The sequence below is a fragment of the Corticimicrobacter populi genome (assembly GCF_003123725.1).
Taxonomy (GTDB): Bacteria; Pseudomonadota; Gammaproteobacteria; order Burkholderiales; family Burkholderiaceae_B; genus Corticimicrobacter; species Corticimicrobacter populi.
On the sequence record NZ_QETA01000005.1, the window covers coordinates 132,869 to 151,153 of the forward strand.

General features: G+C 56.1%; 15 protein-coding genes. 7 read left to right on the forward strand and 8 right to left on the reverse strand.

Features of this window, described 5'->3' with window-relative positions; genetic code table 11:
• Nucleotides 1–146: 146 nt before the first annotated feature.
• Nucleotides 147–1,160, reverse strand: a complete 1,014-nt coding sequence (locus DD235_RS12400) for an acyltransferase family protein (RefSeq protein ID WP_109062414.1) — start codon at nucleotides 1,158–1,160, stop codon at nucleotides 147–149.
• A gap of 252 nt (nucleotides 1,161–1,412) precedes the next feature.
• Complete coding sequence (locus DD235_RS12405) at nucleotides 1,413–2,753, reverse strand: sugar transferase (RefSeq protein ID WP_162300489.1); 1,341 nt, start codon at nucleotides 2,751–2,753, stop codon at nucleotides 1,413–1,415.
• Nucleotides 2,754–3,438: 685 nt separating this feature from the next.
• Between DD235_RS12405 and DD235_RS12410 the strand changes: the two genes are divergently transcribed.
• Genes DD235_RS12410 through DD235_RS12440 form a run of 7 tightly spaced genes read left to right on the forward strand, consistent with a single transcriptional unit; the run spans nucleotide 3,439 to nucleotide 11,121 of the window.
• Nucleotides 3,439–4,890, forward strand: coding sequence for a mannose-1-phosphate guanylyltransferase/mannose-6-phosphate isomerase (locus DD235_RS12410; protein WP_109062416.1), 1,452 nt, complete (start codon nucleotides 3,439–3,441; stop codon nucleotides 4,888–4,890).
• Nucleotides 4,887–6,110: a lipopolysaccharide biosynthesis protein gene (locus DD235_RS12415; RefSeq protein WP_146193510.1), complete on the forward strand. Its 1,224-nt coding sequence runs from the start codon at nucleotides 4,887–4,889 to the stop codon at nucleotides 6,108–6,110. The genes DD235_RS12410 and DD235_RS12415 overlap by 4 nt, the downstream gene beginning before the upstream one ends.
• Before the next feature lie 59 nt (nucleotides 6,111–6,169).
• Complete coding sequence (gmd, locus tag DD235_RS12420) at nucleotides 6,170–7,288, forward strand: GDP-mannose 4,6-dehydratase (protein ID WP_109062418.1); 1,119 nt, start codon at nucleotides 6,170–6,172, stop codon at nucleotides 7,286–7,288.
• Between the two features lie 12 nt (nucleotides 7,289–7,300).
• The gene (gene fcl, locus DD235_RS12425; RefSeq protein ID WP_109062538.1) at nucleotides 7,301–8,257 is read left to right on the forward strand and encodes a GDP-L-fucose synthase; all 957 of its coding nucleotides are present in this window, start codon (nucleotides 7,301–7,303) and stop codon (nucleotides 8,255–8,257) included.
• Nucleotides 8,254–8,979: a glycosyltransferase gene (locus tag DD235_RS12430; RefSeq protein ID WP_109062419.1), complete on the forward strand. Its 726-nt coding sequence runs from the start codon at nucleotides 8,254–8,256 to the stop codon at nucleotides 8,977–8,979. Before fcl ends, DD235_RS12430 begins: the two co-directional genes overlap by 4 nt.
• Nucleotides 8,980–8,984: 5 nt before the next feature.
• Entirely contained in the window at nucleotides 8,985–10,004 is a 1,020-nt protein-coding gene (locus tag DD235_RS12435; RefSeq protein ID WP_109062420.1) for a glycosyltransferase family 4 protein, read from the forward strand.
• A gap of 7 nt (nucleotides 10,005–10,011) precedes the next feature.
• Complete coding sequence (locus DD235_RS12440; RefSeq protein WP_109062421.1) at nucleotides 10,012–11,121, forward strand: glycosyltransferase family 4 protein; 1,110 nt, start codon at nucleotides 10,012–10,014, stop codon at nucleotides 11,119–11,121.
• A 48-nt stretch (nucleotides 11,122–11,169) separates the two neighbouring features.
• On the opposite strand, the gene wbaP is transcribed toward DD235_RS12440, so the two are convergent.
• The 6 genes from wbaP to DD235_RS12470 form a co-directional block, all read right to left on the reverse strand.
• Nucleotides 11,170–12,624, reverse strand: a complete 1,455-nt coding sequence (gene wbaP / locus DD235_RS12445; protein ID WP_109062422.1) for an undecaprenyl-phosphate galactose phosphotransferase WbaP — start codon at nucleotides 12,622–12,624, stop codon at nucleotides 11,170–11,172.
• Nucleotides 12,625–12,656: 32 nt separating this feature from the next.
• Nucleotides 12,657–13,667 carry a UDP-glucose 4-epimerase GalE gene (gene galE, locus DD235_RS12450; protein WP_109062423.1) on the reverse strand — a complete coding sequence of 337 codons (1,011 nt, stop codon included), beginning with the start codon at nucleotides 13,665–13,667 and terminating at the stop codon, nucleotides 12,657–12,659.
• 103 nt (nucleotides 13,668–13,770) lie between these two features.
• Entirely contained in the window at nucleotides 13,771–14,823 is a 1,053-nt protein-coding gene (locus DD235_RS12455; protein ID WP_162300490.1) for an LPS O-antigen chain length determinant protein WzzB, read from the reverse strand.
• Between the two features lie 154 nt (nucleotides 14,824–14,977).
• Nucleotides 14,978–16,075 (reverse strand): LPS O-antigen chain length determinant protein WzzB, encoded by a 1,098-nt coding sequence (locus DD235_RS12460; RefSeq protein WP_109062425.1) that lies wholly within the window; start codon nucleotides 16,073–16,075, stop codon nucleotides 14,978–14,980.
• A gap of 228 nt (nucleotides 16,076–16,303) precedes the next feature.
• Entirely contained in the window at nucleotides 16,304–17,851 is a 1,548-nt protein-coding gene (locus tag DD235_RS12465; protein WP_109062426.1) for a tripartite tricarboxylate transporter permease, read from the reverse strand.
• The gene (locus DD235_RS12470; RefSeq protein ID WP_109062427.1) at nucleotides 17,848–18,285 is read right to left on the reverse strand and encodes a tripartite tricarboxylate transporter TctB family protein; all 438 of its coding nucleotides are present in this window, start codon (nucleotides 18,283–18,285) and stop codon (nucleotides 17,848–17,850) included. Before DD235_RS12470 ends, DD235_RS12465 begins: the two co-directional genes overlap by 4 nt.

Here is an 18,285-nt window from a genome sequence, read left to right on the forward strand (position 1 = left end):
TCCCCCAGATTTTCAAATTGAGGTCGCCGGGAATTGAATAGCGGGCCGACAATGCGACGTCCGTTCTGGAGCAGGGCAGAAGTCTTTCTGGGCAATCTGTGCAGGTTTTGCCGGATCAACTTCCCCGCTCTGGCGATCGGTGCCTGTTATGTTCTCTTGTAAAACCTTTTAAGCCTAAGAATGGGCTTTTCAAAGGCCAGGTAGCTGATTGGAGCAACGATTAGGCTTATCCATAGCCCGTAATCCATTTCAGGCGGGAACGGAAATGCATTTTGTCTCCATGGACCGTTTCCGGTGAATATTCCATGCCAAACATATAGTCCATAGCTCATGATGCCAATCGCAATCATTGGCTTCAGTTCCAGGAACCGGACAAGAACAGAGTTCTGGTTGTGATATATGTATACCAGCAAAGATGCTATTGATAGCATCCACAAGGTTTTTCCAGCGAGGAATGCGGGAGAGATTGTCCCGGCGAAGATGGCCAGGAGAATAGCTCCTGAGTTGTCCGTGAATATCCTTTTTACGTATGAATTGTTTAGAATGAATGCTGCCAAGCAACCGAACGCAATAGGAGCGGCGGCAGGAAATGTCCATGTGACAAGTCGGTGGGTGCTTGCATATTTCTCGAAGGGAGAGAAGCCATAAAATATACAAGCGGCAGCGAATGCCGCTGCTGCAAAAATGGCAATTCTTCTGCCAAGCATGAAAACCAGCGGCCAGACCAGATAAAAATGCTCTTCTACGGCAAGGGACCAAAGATGTGATATGGACTGGTGGTTACATGCTCTTGGGGCGAAGTTGATAGTATAGGTGTAGGCATATGGCCAGATGCAGTTTGGCACATTTGCTTTCCCTGCTATGTCAAGCAGGAGCACAAAGGTAATGGCTATGAAGTATAAAGGTAAAATTCTGAGAGTGCGCCGCATGAAGAATGCAAAAATATCAGTCTTGCCTGTTTTTTGTTTTTCTTCAATCAATAGAAGGGTGATAAGAAATCCAGATAAAACAAAAAATATCCCAACCCCATTGGAAGGGCTGAGAACGTTTAATATTGGTCCGTTCTGCAAGCCGATTCTTGGCCATACGGCGACATGAGATAGGATGACTAATATGATTGATAGGGCTCGGATTCCATCAAGTCCAGCAATTCGTTTCATTGTTTTCCCTGTTGCTTTGTTTTTGGTTGCTCTGGCATATTAGAGATTTCATTGGTGTGCTCCTCTGAATCCTTGGTTTTGACCAGTTTTTTTTGTTTTCCGGTGCGGAAAATACTCTTTTTTCACTCTAGTAAAAGTACTTGAAAAATCAAAACTGACTCCAAGGTGCACCACTGGCCGTTTCACAATAGATGGCAGGATTATCTGGAACGGCGAGTCTGATATTGGCTTGCCGGCTATGAATTTTTGGATCTAGCGCGCCCCAAAACCCGTCAGCATGATTCTAACCGTTAGGATGGCAATGATCAGGTCCAGAGCTAGCGAACAGTTCTTGATGTAGTAGAAGTCGTGCTCGATCTTGACCTGGGTTTCGTCGGTAGTGGCTGTGTAGCCGTGGAGCACCTGTGCCCAGCCGCTGATGCCTGGCTTGACGATATGGCGATAGCTGTAGAAGGGGATCTTCTTGTCGTATTCAGCCACGAAGGATGGTTGCTCCGGCCGTGGGCCGATCAGGCTCATTTCGCCCTTTAGTACGTTGATGAACTGGGGAAGTTCGTCGATGCGCAGCTTGCGTATGACTTTGCCGACGCGAGTGATGCGGGGATCAGCCTCGCCTGCGAATTGTTCGGGCGCATCACGGTCAAAGCGCATGCTGCGGAATTTATAAATCGTGAAAGGCTGATTGCCGCGGCCGATGCGGGTCTGGGTGTAGATGGCAGGGCCGGGACTTTCCAGCCTGATCAGAGTGGCCGTGATCAGTCCAATAAGGAGCACGATCGGCGCAGTGACCAGTACGATCAGCACGTCGATAATGGTCTTCAGGTGTTCGTAGGCGGGGGAAGGCAGCAGGGCCCCCATGTTGTTTTCGGAGATGCGGTGAATCTTCACGCGTCCGGTCAGGGACTCGAATATCTGTTTCGAGTCGTAGACCGGGGTGCGATTGAGTGCGCAGGCAGTCAGAAACCGCTGGGTTGCTTCGTCGATTTTGCTGAAATCCGCAACAACACCGTCATACCGGTAACTGCCGAGGTTCAGCTCCTTGAGTGGACGTGCATCGATGAACGGAATGTTCAGGATTTCATCCGTGTATCTGCCCCCTGGAAGTACGGCAATCTTTAATTTCATGTATCTATATGTAATTGTATATTCGATGAGCAGCCAGATCAGTGTGGCCATGCTGCTAGCGAACAAAAGATAACGTGAAACCGTAAAGTGGAGCGTGAACGTGATCAGCGCGCAGGCGGCATAGGTCAATAGCACTTGGGGCACGATGCAGTGCGCGGACTTGCCGCCCGGATAGATGGCGCGCAGCCGTATCGAACCGACGTGACTGATCAGGTAGGCAATGGAGGTGATGATCAGTGCCGTGCGCTGACCAGCGTTGGGATTCTTGAGTGCAGCCCAGGACCAGAAGAGGACGTATGGAAATGCCACTGTCAAGCACCAACCCAGCAACACGGAGAAAGTATTGGATAGCAGGATTTGCTCATGCAGGCGTTTGAAGCGCCGTGGTGTTAGGCTTTTCATTCCGGAGCAGATTGTGTGGTGGAGGTTATTCGGGAATATGTGTGAGGAGGAAAAAGTGAAATCCATCCTGGCACATGGATTGCAAGCTCGGTTCGGCATTCCAGCACAGTATGGTCTGCGCGTTGCGGACGTCGCCGGCTTTTTGCAGGACGATACTGGTATGGCTATCGATGGAGCCGGTACTGCTAGTGGTTGTCTGGAGGTTGGGATTGTAACCGGCCGGTTTCCATCAAGGGAGCGACAAGTGTTATCAAGGGTAATGCCCGGGTATGTGCGGGTTGTCTCAGTGGGCGTCGGCAGAGGGAGCGAAGGGCTCCACAATATGTGAACCTGTATGGGGGCCCCCGGTATTCCTTCTGGAAACAGGTATTTGTGCAGATTTCCGTTATCAGGGACTTTCCACACCGAGAGTCTCGCCCTTGAGTGGCCCAGGCGTATACTGTCGAACTGTATGTTGACTTTCTGCGACAGTCCCAGCTCGTACTGACTTGGGAAAGTGCTGGATGGTGATTGTGCAGTAGTCTGCATGACAGGTTTTGACTTGATATTCACGCACCCATGGACACCAGAAAAACAAGGCGTATGCCTTGGATGCTACCAGGGAGAACTGTGATAAAGTCCAACCGCACAAGGGCGAGGCGACCAAGTCGGGTCTGATTGGCAGTTTCCCCGCGACCCGGTGCATGGCTGGTCCATCGTTGTTCCAACGCAAGGCAAAATCCAGTGTGCGCTTCCTCTCTGGCCGACATCGATGACTCTCAGCATCCCCTTTTTGCCCGTCGTTCTTTGCGGCGGCTCCGGTACACGCCTCTGGCCTCTTTCCCGGGCTGGTTTTCCAAAGCAATTCCTTTGCCTGACTGGCGGTGAGAGCCTTTTCCAGCAGGCTGTACAGCGCTTGCGGGCTATGCGGGACGACAGTGGCTGCCGTGCGCTGCCGCCCTGTGTCGTCAGCAACGAAGAACATCGCTTCCTGGCCCAGGAACAGCTGCGGGAAATCGGGCTGGAGGACGCATCCTTTCTGCTGGAACCCGCTGGCCGCAATACTGCGCCGGCACTGACCTTGGCGGCGCTGTTCGCGATCGAGGCGGGCCATGATCCCGTCCTCGTCGTCACGCCGGCCGATCAGACGATTGTCGATGAAGCCGCTTTTGTGCGTGCCATGCAGGCAGCCATCCGGGAAGCGGATACCGGCAGCATCGTCATGCTTGGTGTTGTTCCGGATCGGCCCGAGACGGGCTATGGTTATATCCAGGCCGGAGACGGTGGGCGGGAGGGCATCCGGGATGTTCTCCGTTTCGTCGAGAAACCCGATGCTGCCACTGCCTGGGGCTATCTGGATCAGGGCGGCTACTATTGGAACGCCGGCATGTTCGTGCTCAAGGCTTCTGTCTGGCTGGCGGCCCTCGAGGCCTTTCGGCCGGATATCGCCCAGGGTACCGCAACTGCCTGGGCGGACAGGTATCGGGATGGCGCCTTCATCCGCCCCGACAAGGCCTCTTTTATCGCTGTGCCTGGTGAGTCCATTGACTATGCGGTCATGGAAAAGTGTCCTGGCAGCGGTTTTCCCATCCGCATGGTGCCGCTTGCGGCTGGCTGGAGCGATTTAGGGGCATGGGATGCCGTCTGGAATGCGCTGCCCAGGGATGAGGCTGGCAATGCCCATCAGGGTGACGTGCTCGCGACCGGAAGCCGCAACACCCTGGTTCATGCAGGCAGCCGGCTTGTGGCGCTGGTGGGCGTGGAGGACCTGGTGGTGGTGGAAACCCCGGATGCCGTATTGGTGGCTGGAAGGTCCCATAGCCAAGCGGTCAAACATATCGTTGACGAACTCAGTCTGCGGCAGCGGGAAGAGCGTAGCCTTCATCGCAAGGTGCATCGCCCCTGGGGGTGGTACGACAGCATTGATGAAGGCGGCCGTTTCAAGGTCAAGCGCATTATGGTCAGGCCCAAGGCCAGTCTCAGTTTGCAGATGCATCATCACAGGGCTGAGCACTGGATCGTAGTCAAGGGCACGGCCGAGATCACTCGGGGGAGCGAAACCCTGTTATTGACCGAAAACCAGAGCACTTATATTCCATTGGGGGAAGTGCATAGGCTGACCAATCCCGGTGCCATTCCCCTGGAAATCATCGAGGTGCAGTCGGGCAGTTATCTGGGCGAGGATGATATCGTACGATTCGAGGACACCTACGGACGTGCATGATGAGGGGTGTTTTGCATGTATTGACCGTCGTGTTGCCTCAGGTGTTGCCGGCGGCAACGAATTTCGTATTTTTGATGCTGTTGGCAAATAAGCTGAATGTAGATCTGTTCGGCCGGTACTCGTATGTTCTGGCGCTGATTGCCTTTCCCATCGCTTTTTCGGATTTGGGTTTGAAGGATTTCTTCCTTGGTAGGAAGGCCGGACTTCATCGGGAAGGAGACGTGCAGAGTCTTTTTTTGTTCTCAGCCATTGTTTTTTTCCCGGTTGCAATCTGTGTGGGGATGGCCAGCGGCTCCGGCATCGAAATATTCCTGATTGTTTTGCCTGAGGTTTTTGCACTATCGGTAATTTATAAATCGATCGTTTTTTTCTATCAAAGGCAAGATCGGCTTGTTGTTTTCTCAAGAATCGACTTTTGCATCAAGATTGTGGCCGGATTTTCAAGGGTGGCCATTTTTTTTGTGACGGATAGTTTTTTCTATTCGATAGGGATTGCATCGCTTTTTGTTTTTGCCTCGTATTCTTTTTGGATGTTGCGGGTGGCTGACCTTGCAGGTGCGATGGCTGGTTTCTTTGGAAAGATTATTGCTGTTTTCAGGCTGTGGCGAGGATGGCTTCCTTTTTTCATGTCTTTCCTGTCGTTCTATTTGTATTCCCTGTCGGACAGGGTGATCGTCATGAAATATTTGGGAGAAGAGGCCCTTGCCAGGTATGCAACATCTTATAACATTATCGCGGTCGGCCAGTTGCTTGTCGGTGCGATTTGGTCGCTCTATATGCCCAGATTTGCCAGGGGCGCAGGCATTTTTGATACAGCCAGGTTTTTCTGGGGCATGGTTCTTCTGGGCGTGCTGGTCCTTGCCGGGAGTCAATTTTTCGGATATTTTGCGTTCGAATATCTGTACAATGAAAGATATCGGGATTCGTTTATTATCCTGGGTGTTTCTTCCTTTTATTTTTTGTTTAGATTTCCGAATGTTGTTGTCGAGATGTTTTATGTGCGTGTCGAGGCGTATGGAAAATATGTGAGCTTCAGGGTCCTGGTTGCTGTTTTCAGCATTCTGGCCAATATCTGCTTTGCGGAAAGATTTGGGCTTCTGGGGGTTTGTGTCGTGTTTGTGATTTCCGAGCTTGTGCTCTTTTGTTTGTCTTTCCCTGGATTTTTCAAGAATGTTCCGCTTACCCAGGGGCTCAGGCAATCATCGAGGCCGGAAAGATAATGTCGCCTTACTCCATGATGCATGCCGTGCATGAGAAATAATTAAAGGGAAAAGATACTATGAAAAAAGCTCTCATCACCGGCATTACCGGCCAGGATGGCTCCTATCTGGCCGAGTTTCTGCTGGAAAAAGGTTATGAAGTCCACGGCATCAAGCGCCGGGCTTCGCTTTTCAACACACAGCGCATCGACCATGTTTATCAGGATCCCCATGTGGAGCACGCGCGTTTCCGCTTGCACTACGGCGACCTCACGGATACCTCGAACCTTGTCCGGATATTGCAGGAGGTACAGCCGGACGAGGTATACAATCTGGGAGCGCAATCGCATGTGGCGGTGAGCTTCGAGTCGCCGGAATACACTGCGGATGTCGATGCCATTGGAACGCTGCGCTTGCTGGAGGCGATCCGCATTCTGGGCATGGAGAAGAGGACGCGGTTCTATCAGGCCTCTACCAGTGAACTGTATGGTCTCGTGCAGGAGACTCCCCAGAAAGAAACCACGCCGTTCTATCCCCGTAGTCCGTATGCAGTAGCCAAACTGTATGCTTATTGGATTACGGTGAACTACCGCGAGGCCTACGGCATTTATGCGTGCAATGGTATCCTCTTCAATCATGAAAGTCCGCGCCGCGGAGAAACTTTCGTGACCCGCAAGATCACCCGCGGCCTGTCCAATATTGCCCAAGGATTGGAAAGCTGTCTCTATATGGGCAATCTCGATGCCTTGCGCGATTGGGGCCACGCCCGGGATTATGTGCACATGCAGTGGCTGATGCTGCAACAAGAGCAGCCTGAGGATTTCGTGATTGCCACGGGGGTGCAGCACAGTGTGCGCCAGTTCATTCTATGGGCGGCACAGGAGTTGGGCATCGTACTGCAGTTTCAGGGGCTAGGAGTGGATGAGCATGCCGTGGTGGCGAGCGTAACGGGCGAGGCGGCCCCGGCAGTCAGGCCCGGAGATGTGGTCGTGCGGGTAGATCCGCGCTATTTTCGACCAACCGAAGTGGAAACCCTGTTGGGAGACCCTGCCAAGGCCCGGGAAAAGCTGGGTTGGGTGCCGGAGATTTCCGTCCAGGAAATGTGTGCTGAAATGGTGGCCGAAGATCTGAAGACCGCCCGGTGCCACGCCTTGCTGAAAGCGCATGGGCATGATGTGGTGGTGTCTGTGGAGAGCTGATTGGATATGCCCATGGACCTGAATGAGCGCGTTTTCGTCGCCGGCCATCGCGGCATGGTCGGTTCTGCCATCGTGCGCCAGCTGCAGGCCCGAGGCTATCACAACCTTGTCACCCGCAACCGCAGTGAGCTGGATCTGAGCGACCAGGCGGCGGTGCGGGCCTTTTTCCGGCAGGAGCGGATCGATCTGGTGTACCTGGCCGCAGCCAAGGTGGGCGGTATTCTTGCCAACAATAGCTACCCGGCCGAATTCATCTACGAAAATCTGATGATCGAGGCCAATGTCATCCATGGCGCGCATCTGGCCGGGGTGCAGCAACTGCTGTTTCTGGGGTCGTCGTGCATCTATCCAAGGCTGGCATCCCAGCCCATGGCGGAGGATAGCTTGTTGACCAGTGTCCTGGAACCCACCAATGAACCCTATGCTATCGCCAAGATCGCCGGCATCAAGCTCTGCGAAAGCTACAATCGCCAGTATGGACGCGATTACCGCAGCGTGATGCCTACCAATCTCTATGGTCCCGGTGATAACTACCATCCGGAAAACAGCCACGTGATTCCTGGGCTTATCCGCCGTTTTCACGAAGCCAAAGCGCGCGGTGATGCCGAGGTCGTTGTCTGGGGGACCGGTGCGCCGCGCCGCGAGTTCCTGTATGTGGATGATATGGCCGCCGCCAGCGTGCATGTGATGAGCCTGCCGCCGGAACAATGGCGGGCGACTGTCGAGCCGATGTGCTCGCATATCAATGTGGGCTGCGGCCGGGACTACGCTATCCGCGAGATAGCAGAACTGATTGCCGCAGTAGTGGGTTATGTTGGCGTTCTGAATTTCGATACCACCAGGCCCGATGGCGCTCCCCGCAAGCTGATGAACAGCGACAAGCTCTTGGGGCTGGGCTGGCGGCCGGAAGTGGAGATGGAAGAAGGATTGCGGCGGGCGTATGAAGCATTCAAGGTGTGTCAGCCATGACAGGGAAAAGTCCGATTGTCAGCATCATCACGATTTCGAAGGATGATCCGGAGGGATTAGCGAAAACCTTGGCATCTGTCTCCGGCCAGTCGTTTCAGGCGTACGAGCAGATACTGGTGCTGGCCGGCAGATCCCGGGACATCAATGTGCCTGCCGATGGCCGGATACATTGGACGGAGAGTGAAAGCCCCGGCATCTCCAATGCACTAAATGCCGGCGTGGCTGCGGCCACTGGCGAGTGGATCCAGTTTCTCAATGGCGGCGATGCGTTCTCGGATGACAGGTCGCTGGAGTTGCTGACCGGTGCCCGGGATGCCTCGGTGGCGATGATCTGTTCTTATGCGCGAGTCGTGCAGCATGGATACAACCTGCCTACACGCTCATTGCAACCGGGCAGGGACGAATTCATTTATATCTCGCACCAGGCCACCCTTTTCAGGCGCGACCTGTTCGAGCGATATGGGCTTTTTTCTCCGGACATCAAAATAAGAATGGATCTGGAGTGGCTGACCCGACTTCCAAGAGAGACGGCCTTCCGGTTCCTTGAGACTGTAACCGTGGATTTCGACGGGAGCGGTGTTTCTTCGACCCACATCTGCACCGGCACACTGGAGGAAGCTCGAATCCTCGCGGCGAGCCAGTATGGCGTGGCGCGGGCGCTGCGGGTGCTCGCAAAGCTGCCGTTCAGGCTGTTCAAATCCAGGATCAGAGCCATTGGATAGGTCATATGTCCTGCTTTTTTGATCCACGCTGGGATGGCCCTCACGGCATCGGCCGCTTTGCTGCTGAACTGGGCGCGCGTTTGCAGGTAACTGCGCTGGCCTTGCCGGGTCGGCCGATGTCGCCGATGGATCCATGGCGTCTTGCTGTGCGGCTGCGTGCGCAGGCAGCACCGGGGGACTGGTTTCTTTCGCCGGGCTACAATGCGCCGTTGTTCGGTTCGTTGCCCTGTTTCCTGACCATCCATGATTTGAACCATGTCGATCGTCCGGAAAACAGCAGCCGGATGAAGCGCCTCTACTACCGGGTGGTTCTAGCCTGGTTGTGCCGCAGGGCCCGCGGGGTGTTCACTGTGTCGGAGTTTTCGCGCCAGCGCATTGTGGAATGGTTTGGCATTCAGCCCGAACGCGTGTTCAATGTCGGTAATGGGGTATCGCCTGTCTTTGTGTCGGAAGGCAAGCGGGTATTGGATTATGGCGAATATGTGTTGGGCGTGGGCAACCGCAAGGGGCACAAGAACGAACCCGCCCTGTTGCGGGCATTCGCGCAGGCGGGGCTGCCGACGCACGTCAATCTGGTGCTGACGGGGCCTGCCTGCAGGCAGCTTGAGGTGCTGGCGGCCGAGCTGGATTTGAGTGGCCGATTGGTGTTTACCGGCCGGGTGAGCGAAACGCAACTGGCTGCGTTGTACCGGGGTGCCTTGTTTCTGGCGTTTCCTTCTCTTTACGAAGGTTTTGGTCTGCCTATTGTGGAGGCTTTTTCCTGCGGTACGCCGGTACTGACTTCGAACCTGACGTCCATGCCGGAAATCGCGGGCGACGCGGCTCTGCTGGTGGATCCGTGCGATGAGCAGGATATGACGCGGGGTATCCAGCGCTTGTATTCCGATGCCGGCCTGCGCAGGATGTTGACGGTCAGAGGCCGGGAACGGGCAGCCGTGTTTACCTGGGATCGTGTGGCCGAGCGCCTGAGGGCTGCAATCGGTACGCTGGACAATGACCCCGACTGGCCATTGCGATGGAGTTGATATTGCCATGAAAGTTGCCATCATCCATGACTGGCTTGTGACCCTGGGAGGAGCCGAAAAGGTATTGGCCGAATTGATTGCGCTGTATCCCCAGGCCGATGTGTTCAGCGTGGTGGATTTCCTGGATGACCGTCAGCGTGCTTCGTTGCACGGACGCCGAGCGCAGACCAGCTTTATCCAGCGCTTGCCGGGAGCGAGGCGTTTTTACAGGCACTATTTGCCGCTGATGCCGCTGGCCATAGAACAGTTTGACCTGTCGTCCTACGATTTGGTGATCAGCAGCAGTCATGCCGTGGCCAAGGGGGTGATCACCGGGCCGCGCCAGTTGCACGTGTGCTATTGCCATTCCCCGATGCGGTATGCCTGGGATCTGCAGTCCCAATATTTGCATGAGTCAGGGCTGGAGCACGGCGTCAGGGGCTGGCTGGTGCGCTACCTGCTGCACCGGATCCGCGCCTGGGACTATCGCACGGCAAATGGCGTCGATTGCTTCGTGGCCAACAGCGGCTATATCGCACAGCGTATCTGGAAAGTGTACCGGCGAGAAGCCACAGTGATCTATCCCTGTGTTGCAACGGATGATTTTGAACTGTCGGAGGAGCGAGATAGTTTCTACGTTACGGCTTCACGCATGGTGCCGTACAAAAAGATGGACCTGATTGTACAGGCGTTTGCGCAGATGCCTGACAAGCGGCTGGTGGTGATTGGTGATGGTCCGCAAATGGGAAAGATCCAGGCTGCTGTTGCATCCAATGTGCAGATCCTGGGCTATCAGCCGTTTCCGGTATTGAAGGATTACCTGCAGCGGGCGCAGGCATTTGTATTTGCCGCCGAGGAAGACTTTGGGATTCTCCCCGTGGAGGCGCAAGCTTGCGGTACGCCGGTGATTGCCTTCGGCGCTGGCGGTGCATTGGAAACGGTGATCGATGGACAGACCGGGGTGCTCTATCCTGCTCAAACCACTGCCGCACTATGTGATGCTGTGGTACGTTTCGAAAGTGGCTTCGTGGCGGATCGAGCTCGTATCCGCGCACATGCCGAAACCTTCAATGCAGCGTATTTCCGCGAGCACTTCAGATCGTTGGTTGATGACAGACTGACCCAGCATAACGCCTAAGCGAGGGACCTGAAAGGGGCGTGTTCTTTCCGGTCCGGCCTCATGAGGTCAGTAGGCCCCTTCCCTTTTCAATACGGTCCTGATCGTTTTGAACAGAATAGCAATATCATTCCACAGTGACCAGTTCTTGACGTACCACGCATCAAAGTAGATGCGGGTATCGTAGTCAACATTATTTCGCCCGCTGACCTGCCAGAGTCCGGTCATGCCGGGCTTGGCCATCAGGTAGTATTCCTTGTTGCTACCGTAGCGCTGCAGTTCCTCTGTGACGACCGGACGTGGTCCGACCAGACTCATGTCTCCCCTGATCACGTTGAGAAGCTGAGGCAGTTCGTCCAGGCTGCTCATGCGCAGGAAATGGCCGACTTTGGTGATCCGGGGGTCATCCTTCAACTTGAAGTCTCGTTGCCACTCTTCACGGGCGGCGGGGTCGTTGTCCAGCAACCGGGCCAGGACCTCCTGCGAGTTCATGATCATGGAGCGGAATTTCAGACATTTGAAAGGTGTGCCGTCGCGTCCCACGCGCGTGTGGCCGTAAATGGGCGGGCCTCCGTCGCGCATGACCAATAGCGCCAGGCCCAGCAGCAACGGCGAAAGGAGCAGGACGATGAGCAGCGAGCCGCACAGGTCGAAGCTGCGCTTGAGGAAGCGGGCCGACTTCTTGGTCAGGTTGCTATTGATGCGCAGGATCAACACTTCATGCCGGAAAATGAAGGACATGTCTGTGCTGTTTAGCGGTAAGCCGCGCATGGTGGGAACGACCGATACCGTGGTACAGCGGCGCATGGCCAACTGCTTGATCCAGTGTTCGCCTAGTTTTTCCTGACCGTCGTCCAAGGCGATAATGTATTGCGTGTGACGCCGGTCCGTGGTGCGCCAGAGCAGCCGTTCGTCGCCAATAACTGGCAGGCCGTGTAGGTACTGCCGGCTTGAGATGGCATGATTGGCAAAAAAATACTGAATGTCGAGGCCCAAATCCGTTTCGCCGTGCAGCGCATTGAAGGCATCGGTGGCATTGCTGCCTGTGCCGATAATGACGCATTGTTTCTGCCATAGGTTCAAGCGTTGGAGCAGGACCTTGGCGAAGAATCGGAACAGGGGCAACAGTACCAGGATCGATGACCAGGTGAATACCCAGATATAGCGTGACAGGTGCCATTTGGAGAAGGCTATGATGGCCAGGTCGATAACTGCGAAAATAGCGAGGGTGTGCAGGATATCTTTGAGCTCGAACCAGAAGGTCTTGCGATAGGTGTAATGGCGCAGTCTTGCCCAGAACCAGACTACGCAACTCAAAGAGAGTAAAAAATGGGCACCCAGGCGGGATACGATTTCGGCGTCAGGTATATAGTTATCGAGATTGCCCCATAGGCTCATGACCAACAGAATGGCGATCAGCGGTCCCAGGTTGAAGGTGGCCAGATCGAAGATCGCCAGCACAATCTGCGAGAGTACCGAGCGGGTGCGGTATAGGAGCTTGCGCTTTCTTCTGCTGATATGCATGTCAGGATGAATGAGTCATGATATGGTGAGGCTCACGCAGCATTAGAAGCCTTGGCCCAGCGCCATGCGTCCTCGCACATATCTTGCAGGCTTCGTGTGGCGCGCCAGGCCAGGGTAGCCTGGGCATGACGGGTATCGGCCCAGCATGCGGCGATGTCGCCGGGGCGGCGTGTCGCGATTTCATAGGGGATCGGCTGGCCGCATGTTTGCTCGTAGGCCCGGATCATCTGCATGACGGAATAACCCTGTCCTGTTCCCAAGTTGGTGGTAAGCAGTGTCTGTGTATGACGCAGGCAGTAATCCAGCGCGGCAGCATGTCCTTCGGCCAGGTCCATCACATGAATGTAGTCGCGTATACCGGTGCCGTCGGGCGTATCGTAGTCATCGCCGAATACATTGAGCAGTGGGCGTTCTCCGGTAGCGACCTGGGCGATATAAGGCATCAGATTGTTAGGAATCCCCCGTGGTGCCTCGCCGATGCAGGCGCTGGGGTGTGCACCGACCGGATTGAAGTAGCGCAGCCGCGCGATGCGCCAGCCGGGTTCGCTCTGGTAGAGATTTTCCAGGATGTCTTCTACCATCAACTTGGTGTGGCCGTAGGGGTTGGTGGCGTTGCGCGGATGAGCCTCGGTCAGCGGCAAGTACTGGGGATCGCCATAGACAGTGGCGGAGGATGAAAAAATGAACGTGCGCACCTGGGCCTGTTGCATGGCTTGCAGCAAGGCGGTACTGCCGTGTACGTTGTTGTCGTAGTAGACCAGCGGGATTTGGGTGGATTCACCCACTGCCTTGAGGCCGGCAAAGTGCAGGACGGCGTCGATGGTGTGCTCGCTGAAAATTCGCGCCAGCAATTCGGTATCGCGGACGTCGCCTTCGATGAACAGAGGTGGTCTGCCGGATATCTGTGCGATGGCGGGCAACGTGGTGCGCTGACTGTTGCACAGATTGTCCAGGATCAGGAGATCGTGGCCGGCCTGCTGCAGGACGACGCTGGTATGGCTACCGATGAAACCAGTGCCGCCGGTGACTAGAAGGGTGGGCATGCGCGTTGTTATATCTCTGGAAACTCAGATTGTAATCGGGCAGCACAGTCTAGGGGCATAAGTATTCCAAGAACGCGATGGGACATCGTATTCCTGGAGGTGATCAGAATGCGGTTCCAGAGCGTAATATTCGTTGCCACAGAATATGGAGGACACCCAGCATGCTGCCTAGTAGTACGGCGAGCACCAGAATCATTTTTTTCTTGGGATGCACAGGCTTTTCCGGCTGGATGACTTCACCATCGAACCGGAACAGGTGCACATTGTCCAACTGGATGTCGATTTCCTGCAGCAGTCTTAGCCGGGCCTGTTCTTCGCGCAGGTTGCTGATGAAGGGATCGTCGTTTTCGCGCGCCTTGAGTACAGCCAGTTCGGCCTCGAGTGCCTTGATGCCGCGGGCATACAATTCGCTGCCATCCAGATAGGGGCGCAGGGCATCCTGGCTGGGCGGTTGCGCCAGGGTCAATTGCGGTTGCTGCAGGCCGATGGCGCGGGCCACGGCCAAGGCTTCAGTCAGGCGCTGGGTGCGATCTTCGCGTTTTTCGCGCGTGACCTGGCGGTGCTCATCCAGGGTGCGCTCGATGTTGCGAATGGACAGGGCGATGGATTGCCGTGCATCGTCGATCAGGGTGTCAGCCGCCTGGGACCGGGCCAGGTTCAGATAGCGTACCAGGCCATCGTACGCGGCTTGGCTGGTGTTGTCCTGCACCGTGATCTTGTACAGGTTGCGCCCCTTGGGCTGGGGGGCGTCGATACTGACGCGCCAGTCGTTGCCCGCCAGTTCGCTGGCCGGCAGGGTGGTGCCGTCGGGATGCTGCAGCGTGATCTGCAGATAACGCTGAAAGGCTTCGTCCGAGCCCAGCCTGCGGGTGAAGTAGGCAAATACCTGTCCGGGCGTATAGGGTTCGAGCCCTGCTGGTCCACGCCCCTTGTTGAGTTGCGCCAGATTGCCGCTGAATGGGGCGTCGACATAGACCGATACGGCATAGCGGGGTGTGGCGATGATAAACACATACAAGGCAGCCAGGATGATGGCGCCGACGATATACGCAAGAAGCAGGTATTTATGGGACCAGATGGCCCGAGCCAGCACCAGGAGGTCGATTTCGTTGGTGGGCGTAGTGGCGCGCGAGTGTGGTTCAGGAAGATGGGACATGACTTGGACCATGCAGACAGGTAATGCGGATGCAGAAAAGGGCTGCGCACGAAAATCACGTAAGCATATTTTGCAAGTGAGAAGCCTTATTATACGTGCATATGCAGTGACCTCATGCCGTGCCTGCAGAGCGGTATATCGATGGGATGAAAGTCTAGCCTTTGTGAGTTCTCCAGAATTGTCGGCCCAGCACCAGAAAGGTTCCCGTCATTGCTCCCAGGATGGCGGCCAGGGCCAGTATCAGGAATTTCTTGGGGCTGACGGGGCTGTCCGAGACGTACATTTCGCCATCAAGCCGATACGGCATAAAATCGCTGAGCTGGTCCAGGCGTATGGCCTGCAGCAGTCGCAATTGGGCTTCGTATTCGCGCAAGCTATCGATATAGGCGTCGTCGCTTTGGCGCGTTTCCAGTATCTTGAGTTCGGCTTCGAGTGCCTGGATGCCACGTGCGTAGAGTGCGCTGCCATCTATGTAGGGACGCAGCGTATCCTGGCCCGGCGCCTGGGCGACAGTGAACTGCGGTTGCTCCAGATCGGCCGCACGGGCAATCTGCAAGGCTTCCTTGAGTCGGGCGATCTGGTCCTGGCGCTGTTCGCGCGCCACAACACGTTGCTCTTGTAACGTGCGCTGGATATTATCGATCGCCAGCTGAGTGTCACTGCCGCTGTCGTCCAGCAAAGTGTCGGTGGCGTACTGCTGTAAAAGTTTCAGATAATGAATCAGATCATCCTGTGCGGCCTGCTGTGTGTGCGCATAGGCACTGATGCGGTAAAGCTGTCTGCCCTTGGCGGCAGGAGGGACGGCCTGGATGCGCCACCCATTGCTTTGCAGCTCTTGGATCGGCAATGCATCGCCCTTGGAGATATCGAGGACGTAACGGATTTGCTGTTGCTGCAGGGTGTCAGAACCCAGGAAATGCTTGGTGTAAGTGAAAATCTCGGATGGAGTGTAGGGTTTGAGATTGGTTGTCAGGCTGGCTGTGTTGGGCAATTGCTGGATCGGTCGCAGCGTACGGCCCTCGTTGAGGAGGGCCAGGGAACCTGCAAAAGGTTCGTCCAGATAGACCGTTGCTTCGTAGCGGGGCTTTGCGATGACAAAGGCGTAGAATACGCCAATAGTCACAAAGGCGATCATGGTTCCGATGATCAGCAATTTCTGTTGCCAGAGGGAGCGGAGCAGGGTGACAAGGTCTATTTCGTCGGTTTGGTGTGGCGGACAGGATGTGCTGGTGAAACGATGAGTGTCGGACATCTGCGGAATGAGGATTGTTATTAATTATCAATGAATTGGGATTGATACCTGTATCCTAGCAGAATATCCTTACTTGTAAGTAATGGTTTATAACGAAATTTCGTGCGCATGCGCGTCTCCATTACTTGATTCCCCGGTAGGGAGAAGCAGACGGGCCCGGCAAGTCTTCCTTGCTGGGCCCGCTGTCGCTGTATGGCATTGTCCCGGGGTGTCGCCGGTATCGCGCCCTCAGGGGGCTGTATCCTTGTGCTGCACCGGCTTGTCCGCCGCTTTCTGCCGTCGATTCCACCGTCGATACGCCAGCGGCACGATCACCACCGAGATCGACAGCACCCAGAACAGCACTGTGATCGGACTGGCGAACAGGATGCCGACTTCACCATTGGACATCGACAGGGCCCGGCGCAGGTTTTGCTCCATCAGATCGCCCAGCACGACGCCAAGGATCAGCGGAGCCATGGGCATTTCGGCTTTGCGCAGGAAGTAGCCGATCAGCCCCAGCCCGGCAACCATCATCAGGTCGAATCGGGTCGCGTTGATGGCGTACACACCGATAAAGCTGATGCTGACGATGCCGGGAACCAGCAACCAGGGCGGAATTGCCAGGATACTGGCAAAGAGGCGCACCATCGGCACGTTCATGATCAGCAGGATCACGTTGGCGACGAACAGTGAGGCGATCAGGCCCCAGATCAGCAGCGGCTGGGTCTCGAACAGTACCGGGCCGGGCGTGATGTTGTAGAGCGTGAGTGCGCCCATCATGACCGCTGTCGTGCCCGAGCCGGGTACGCCCAGCGTCAGCATGGGAATGAAGGAGCCGGTGGCGGAGGCGTTGTTGGCCGCCTCTGGGGCCACCAGGCCGCGCATGTCGCCCTTGCCGAAGCAGGCGTTGGGGTCCTTTTGCTCGATCAGGCGCTTCTCGTTTGCATAGGTGACGGCCGAGGCGACGCTGGCACCTGCGCCAGGCAGCACACCCAGGCCGAAGCCGGTCAGTGCGCTGCGGATTACGCTGGGCAGCGTGAACTTGAACTCCTTCAGGTTGAACAACTTGCGCTCGCTCTTGGGGACCTTGACCGACATGCCTCCGACCACGTTTTCCAGCATCTGCAGCATTTCACTGATGGCAAAGAGCGCGATCACGACCACCACGAAGTCGATGCCGTCGGCCAGGTTGGGTGAGTCGAACGTGAAACGGTAGACACCGGAGTTGGAGTCTACGCCGACAGTCGAGATCGACAGGCCGAGTGCCGCCGCCAGTACGCCCTTGGCGGGATTCTGACCCAGCAGGCTGGTCAGGCAGCAGAAGGCGAAGACCATCAGGGCGAAATACTCGGGGGGGCCGAAGGCCAGCGCCCAACTGGCCAGCAGCGGAGCGAAGATGACGATGCCGATGAAAGCCACGAACGAACCGCAGAACGAAGACCATGCCGACAGGGACAGGGCTACGCTGCCCAGACCCTTGCGTGCCAGGGGGTAGCCGTCGAGCGTGGTCATGACCGAGGCGGCTTCGCCGGGGACATTCAGCAGGATCGAGGTAATCCGCCCGCCGTACTCGGCACCCACGTATACGGCAGCCAGCAGGATCAGTGCCGTTTCGGGGGGCAGGTTCATGGCGAATGCGATCGGGATCAGCATGGCCACGCCGTTGATGGGCCCCAGGCCGGGCAGGACGCCGACGATGGTGCCGAAGAATGAGCCCAGCGCGGCAACCAGCACGTTTTGCCAGGACAGGGCCACGCCAAAGCCCATGCTCAGGTGTTCAAAAATATCGCTCATAGCAGGTCTCCGAGCAGGCCGGTAGGCAATACGACGTCAAGTACCTTGTCGAACAGCAGGAAGAAGGCCACACCCATGACAACGCCGCCGATGATGGCGTAGACCCAGCGGCCTCCGAACAGACGTGCCACCAGCGTGGTCATCAGGGCTGTCGAAATGACGAAGCCCAGCCACTGGAACAGCATGGCGTAGCCGGCCACGATGGTGATCATGACGCCAATGCGGGCATTGGCACCGGGTGGATTGGGGTCGGCCGTATGGCGATTCTTGATGATGAGCGTCAGGCCGCAGAGAGCGATGACCAGCGCCAGCAACAGGGGAAAGGCCTTGGGGCCGAGGGGTTCGTAGGCGAAGGGCGCCTCCAGGTCGTGGCCGAACCACGTCATGAAGGCGGCCAGCACCAGGGCAGCAATGCCAAGGATGCGATCATTCAT

What these genes read in the sequence shown, in the direction of transcription:
- DD235_RS12400 (WP_109062414.1), bottom strand. Translation starts at nt 1,160, where the DNA reads ATGAAACGAATTGCTGGACTTGATGGAATCCGAGCCCTATCAATCATA.
- DD235_RS12405 (WP_162300489.1), bottom strand. Translation starts at nt 2,753, where the DNA reads ATGGATTTCACTTTTTCCTCCTCACACATATTCCCGAATAACCTCCAC.
- DD235_RS12410 (WP_109062416.1), top strand. Translation starts at nt 3,439, where the DNA reads ATGACTCTCAGCATCCCCTTTTTGCCCGTCGTTCTTTGCGGCGGCTCC.
- DD235_RS12415 (WP_146193510.1), top strand. Translation starts at nt 4,887, where the DNA reads ATGATGAGGGGTGTTTTGCATGTATTGACCGTCGTGTTGCCTCAGGTG.
- gmd (WP_109062418.1), top strand. Translation starts at nt 6,170, where the DNA reads ATGAAAAAAGCTCTCATCACCGGCATTACCGGCCAGGATGGCTCCTAT.
- fcl (WP_109062538.1), top strand. Translation starts at nt 7,301, where the DNA reads ATGGACCTGAATGAGCGCGTTTTCGTCGCCGGCCATCGCGGCATGGTC.
- DD235_RS12430 (WP_109062419.1), top strand. Translation starts at nt 8,254, where the DNA reads ATGACAGGGAAAAGTCCGATTGTCAGCATCATCACGATTTCGAAGGAT.
- DD235_RS12435 (WP_109062420.1), top strand. Translation starts at nt 8,985, where the DNA reads ATGTCCTGCTTTTTTGATCCACGCTGGGATGGCCCTCACGGCATCGGC.
- DD235_RS12440 (WP_109062421.1), top strand. Translation starts at nt 10,012, where the DNA reads ATGAAAGTTGCCATCATCCATGACTGGCTTGTGACCCTGGGAGGAGCC.
- wbaP (WP_109062422.1), bottom strand. Translation starts at nt 12,624, where the DNA reads ATGCATATCAGCAGAAGAAAGCGCAAGCTCCTATACCGCACCCGCTCG.
- galE (WP_109062423.1), bottom strand. Translation starts at nt 13,667, where the DNA reads ATGCCCACCCTTCTAGTCACCGGCGGCACTGGTTTCATCGGTAGCCAT.
- DD235_RS12455 (WP_162300490.1), bottom strand. Translation starts at nt 14,823, where the DNA reads ATGTCCCATCTTCCTGAACCACACTCGCGCGCCACTACGCCCACCAAC.
- DD235_RS12460 (WP_109062425.1), bottom strand. Translation starts at nt 16,075, where the DNA reads ATGTCCGACACTCATCGTTTCACCAGCACATCCTGTCCGCCACACCAA.
- DD235_RS12465 (WP_109062426.1), bottom strand. Translation starts at nt 17,851, where the DNA reads ATGAGCGATATTTTTGAACACCTGAGCATGGGCTTTGGCGTGGCCCTG.
- DD235_RS12470 (WP_109062427.1), bottom strand. Translation starts at nt 18,285, where the DNA reads ATGAATGATCGCATCCTTGGCATTGCTGCCCTGGTGCTGGCCGCCTTC.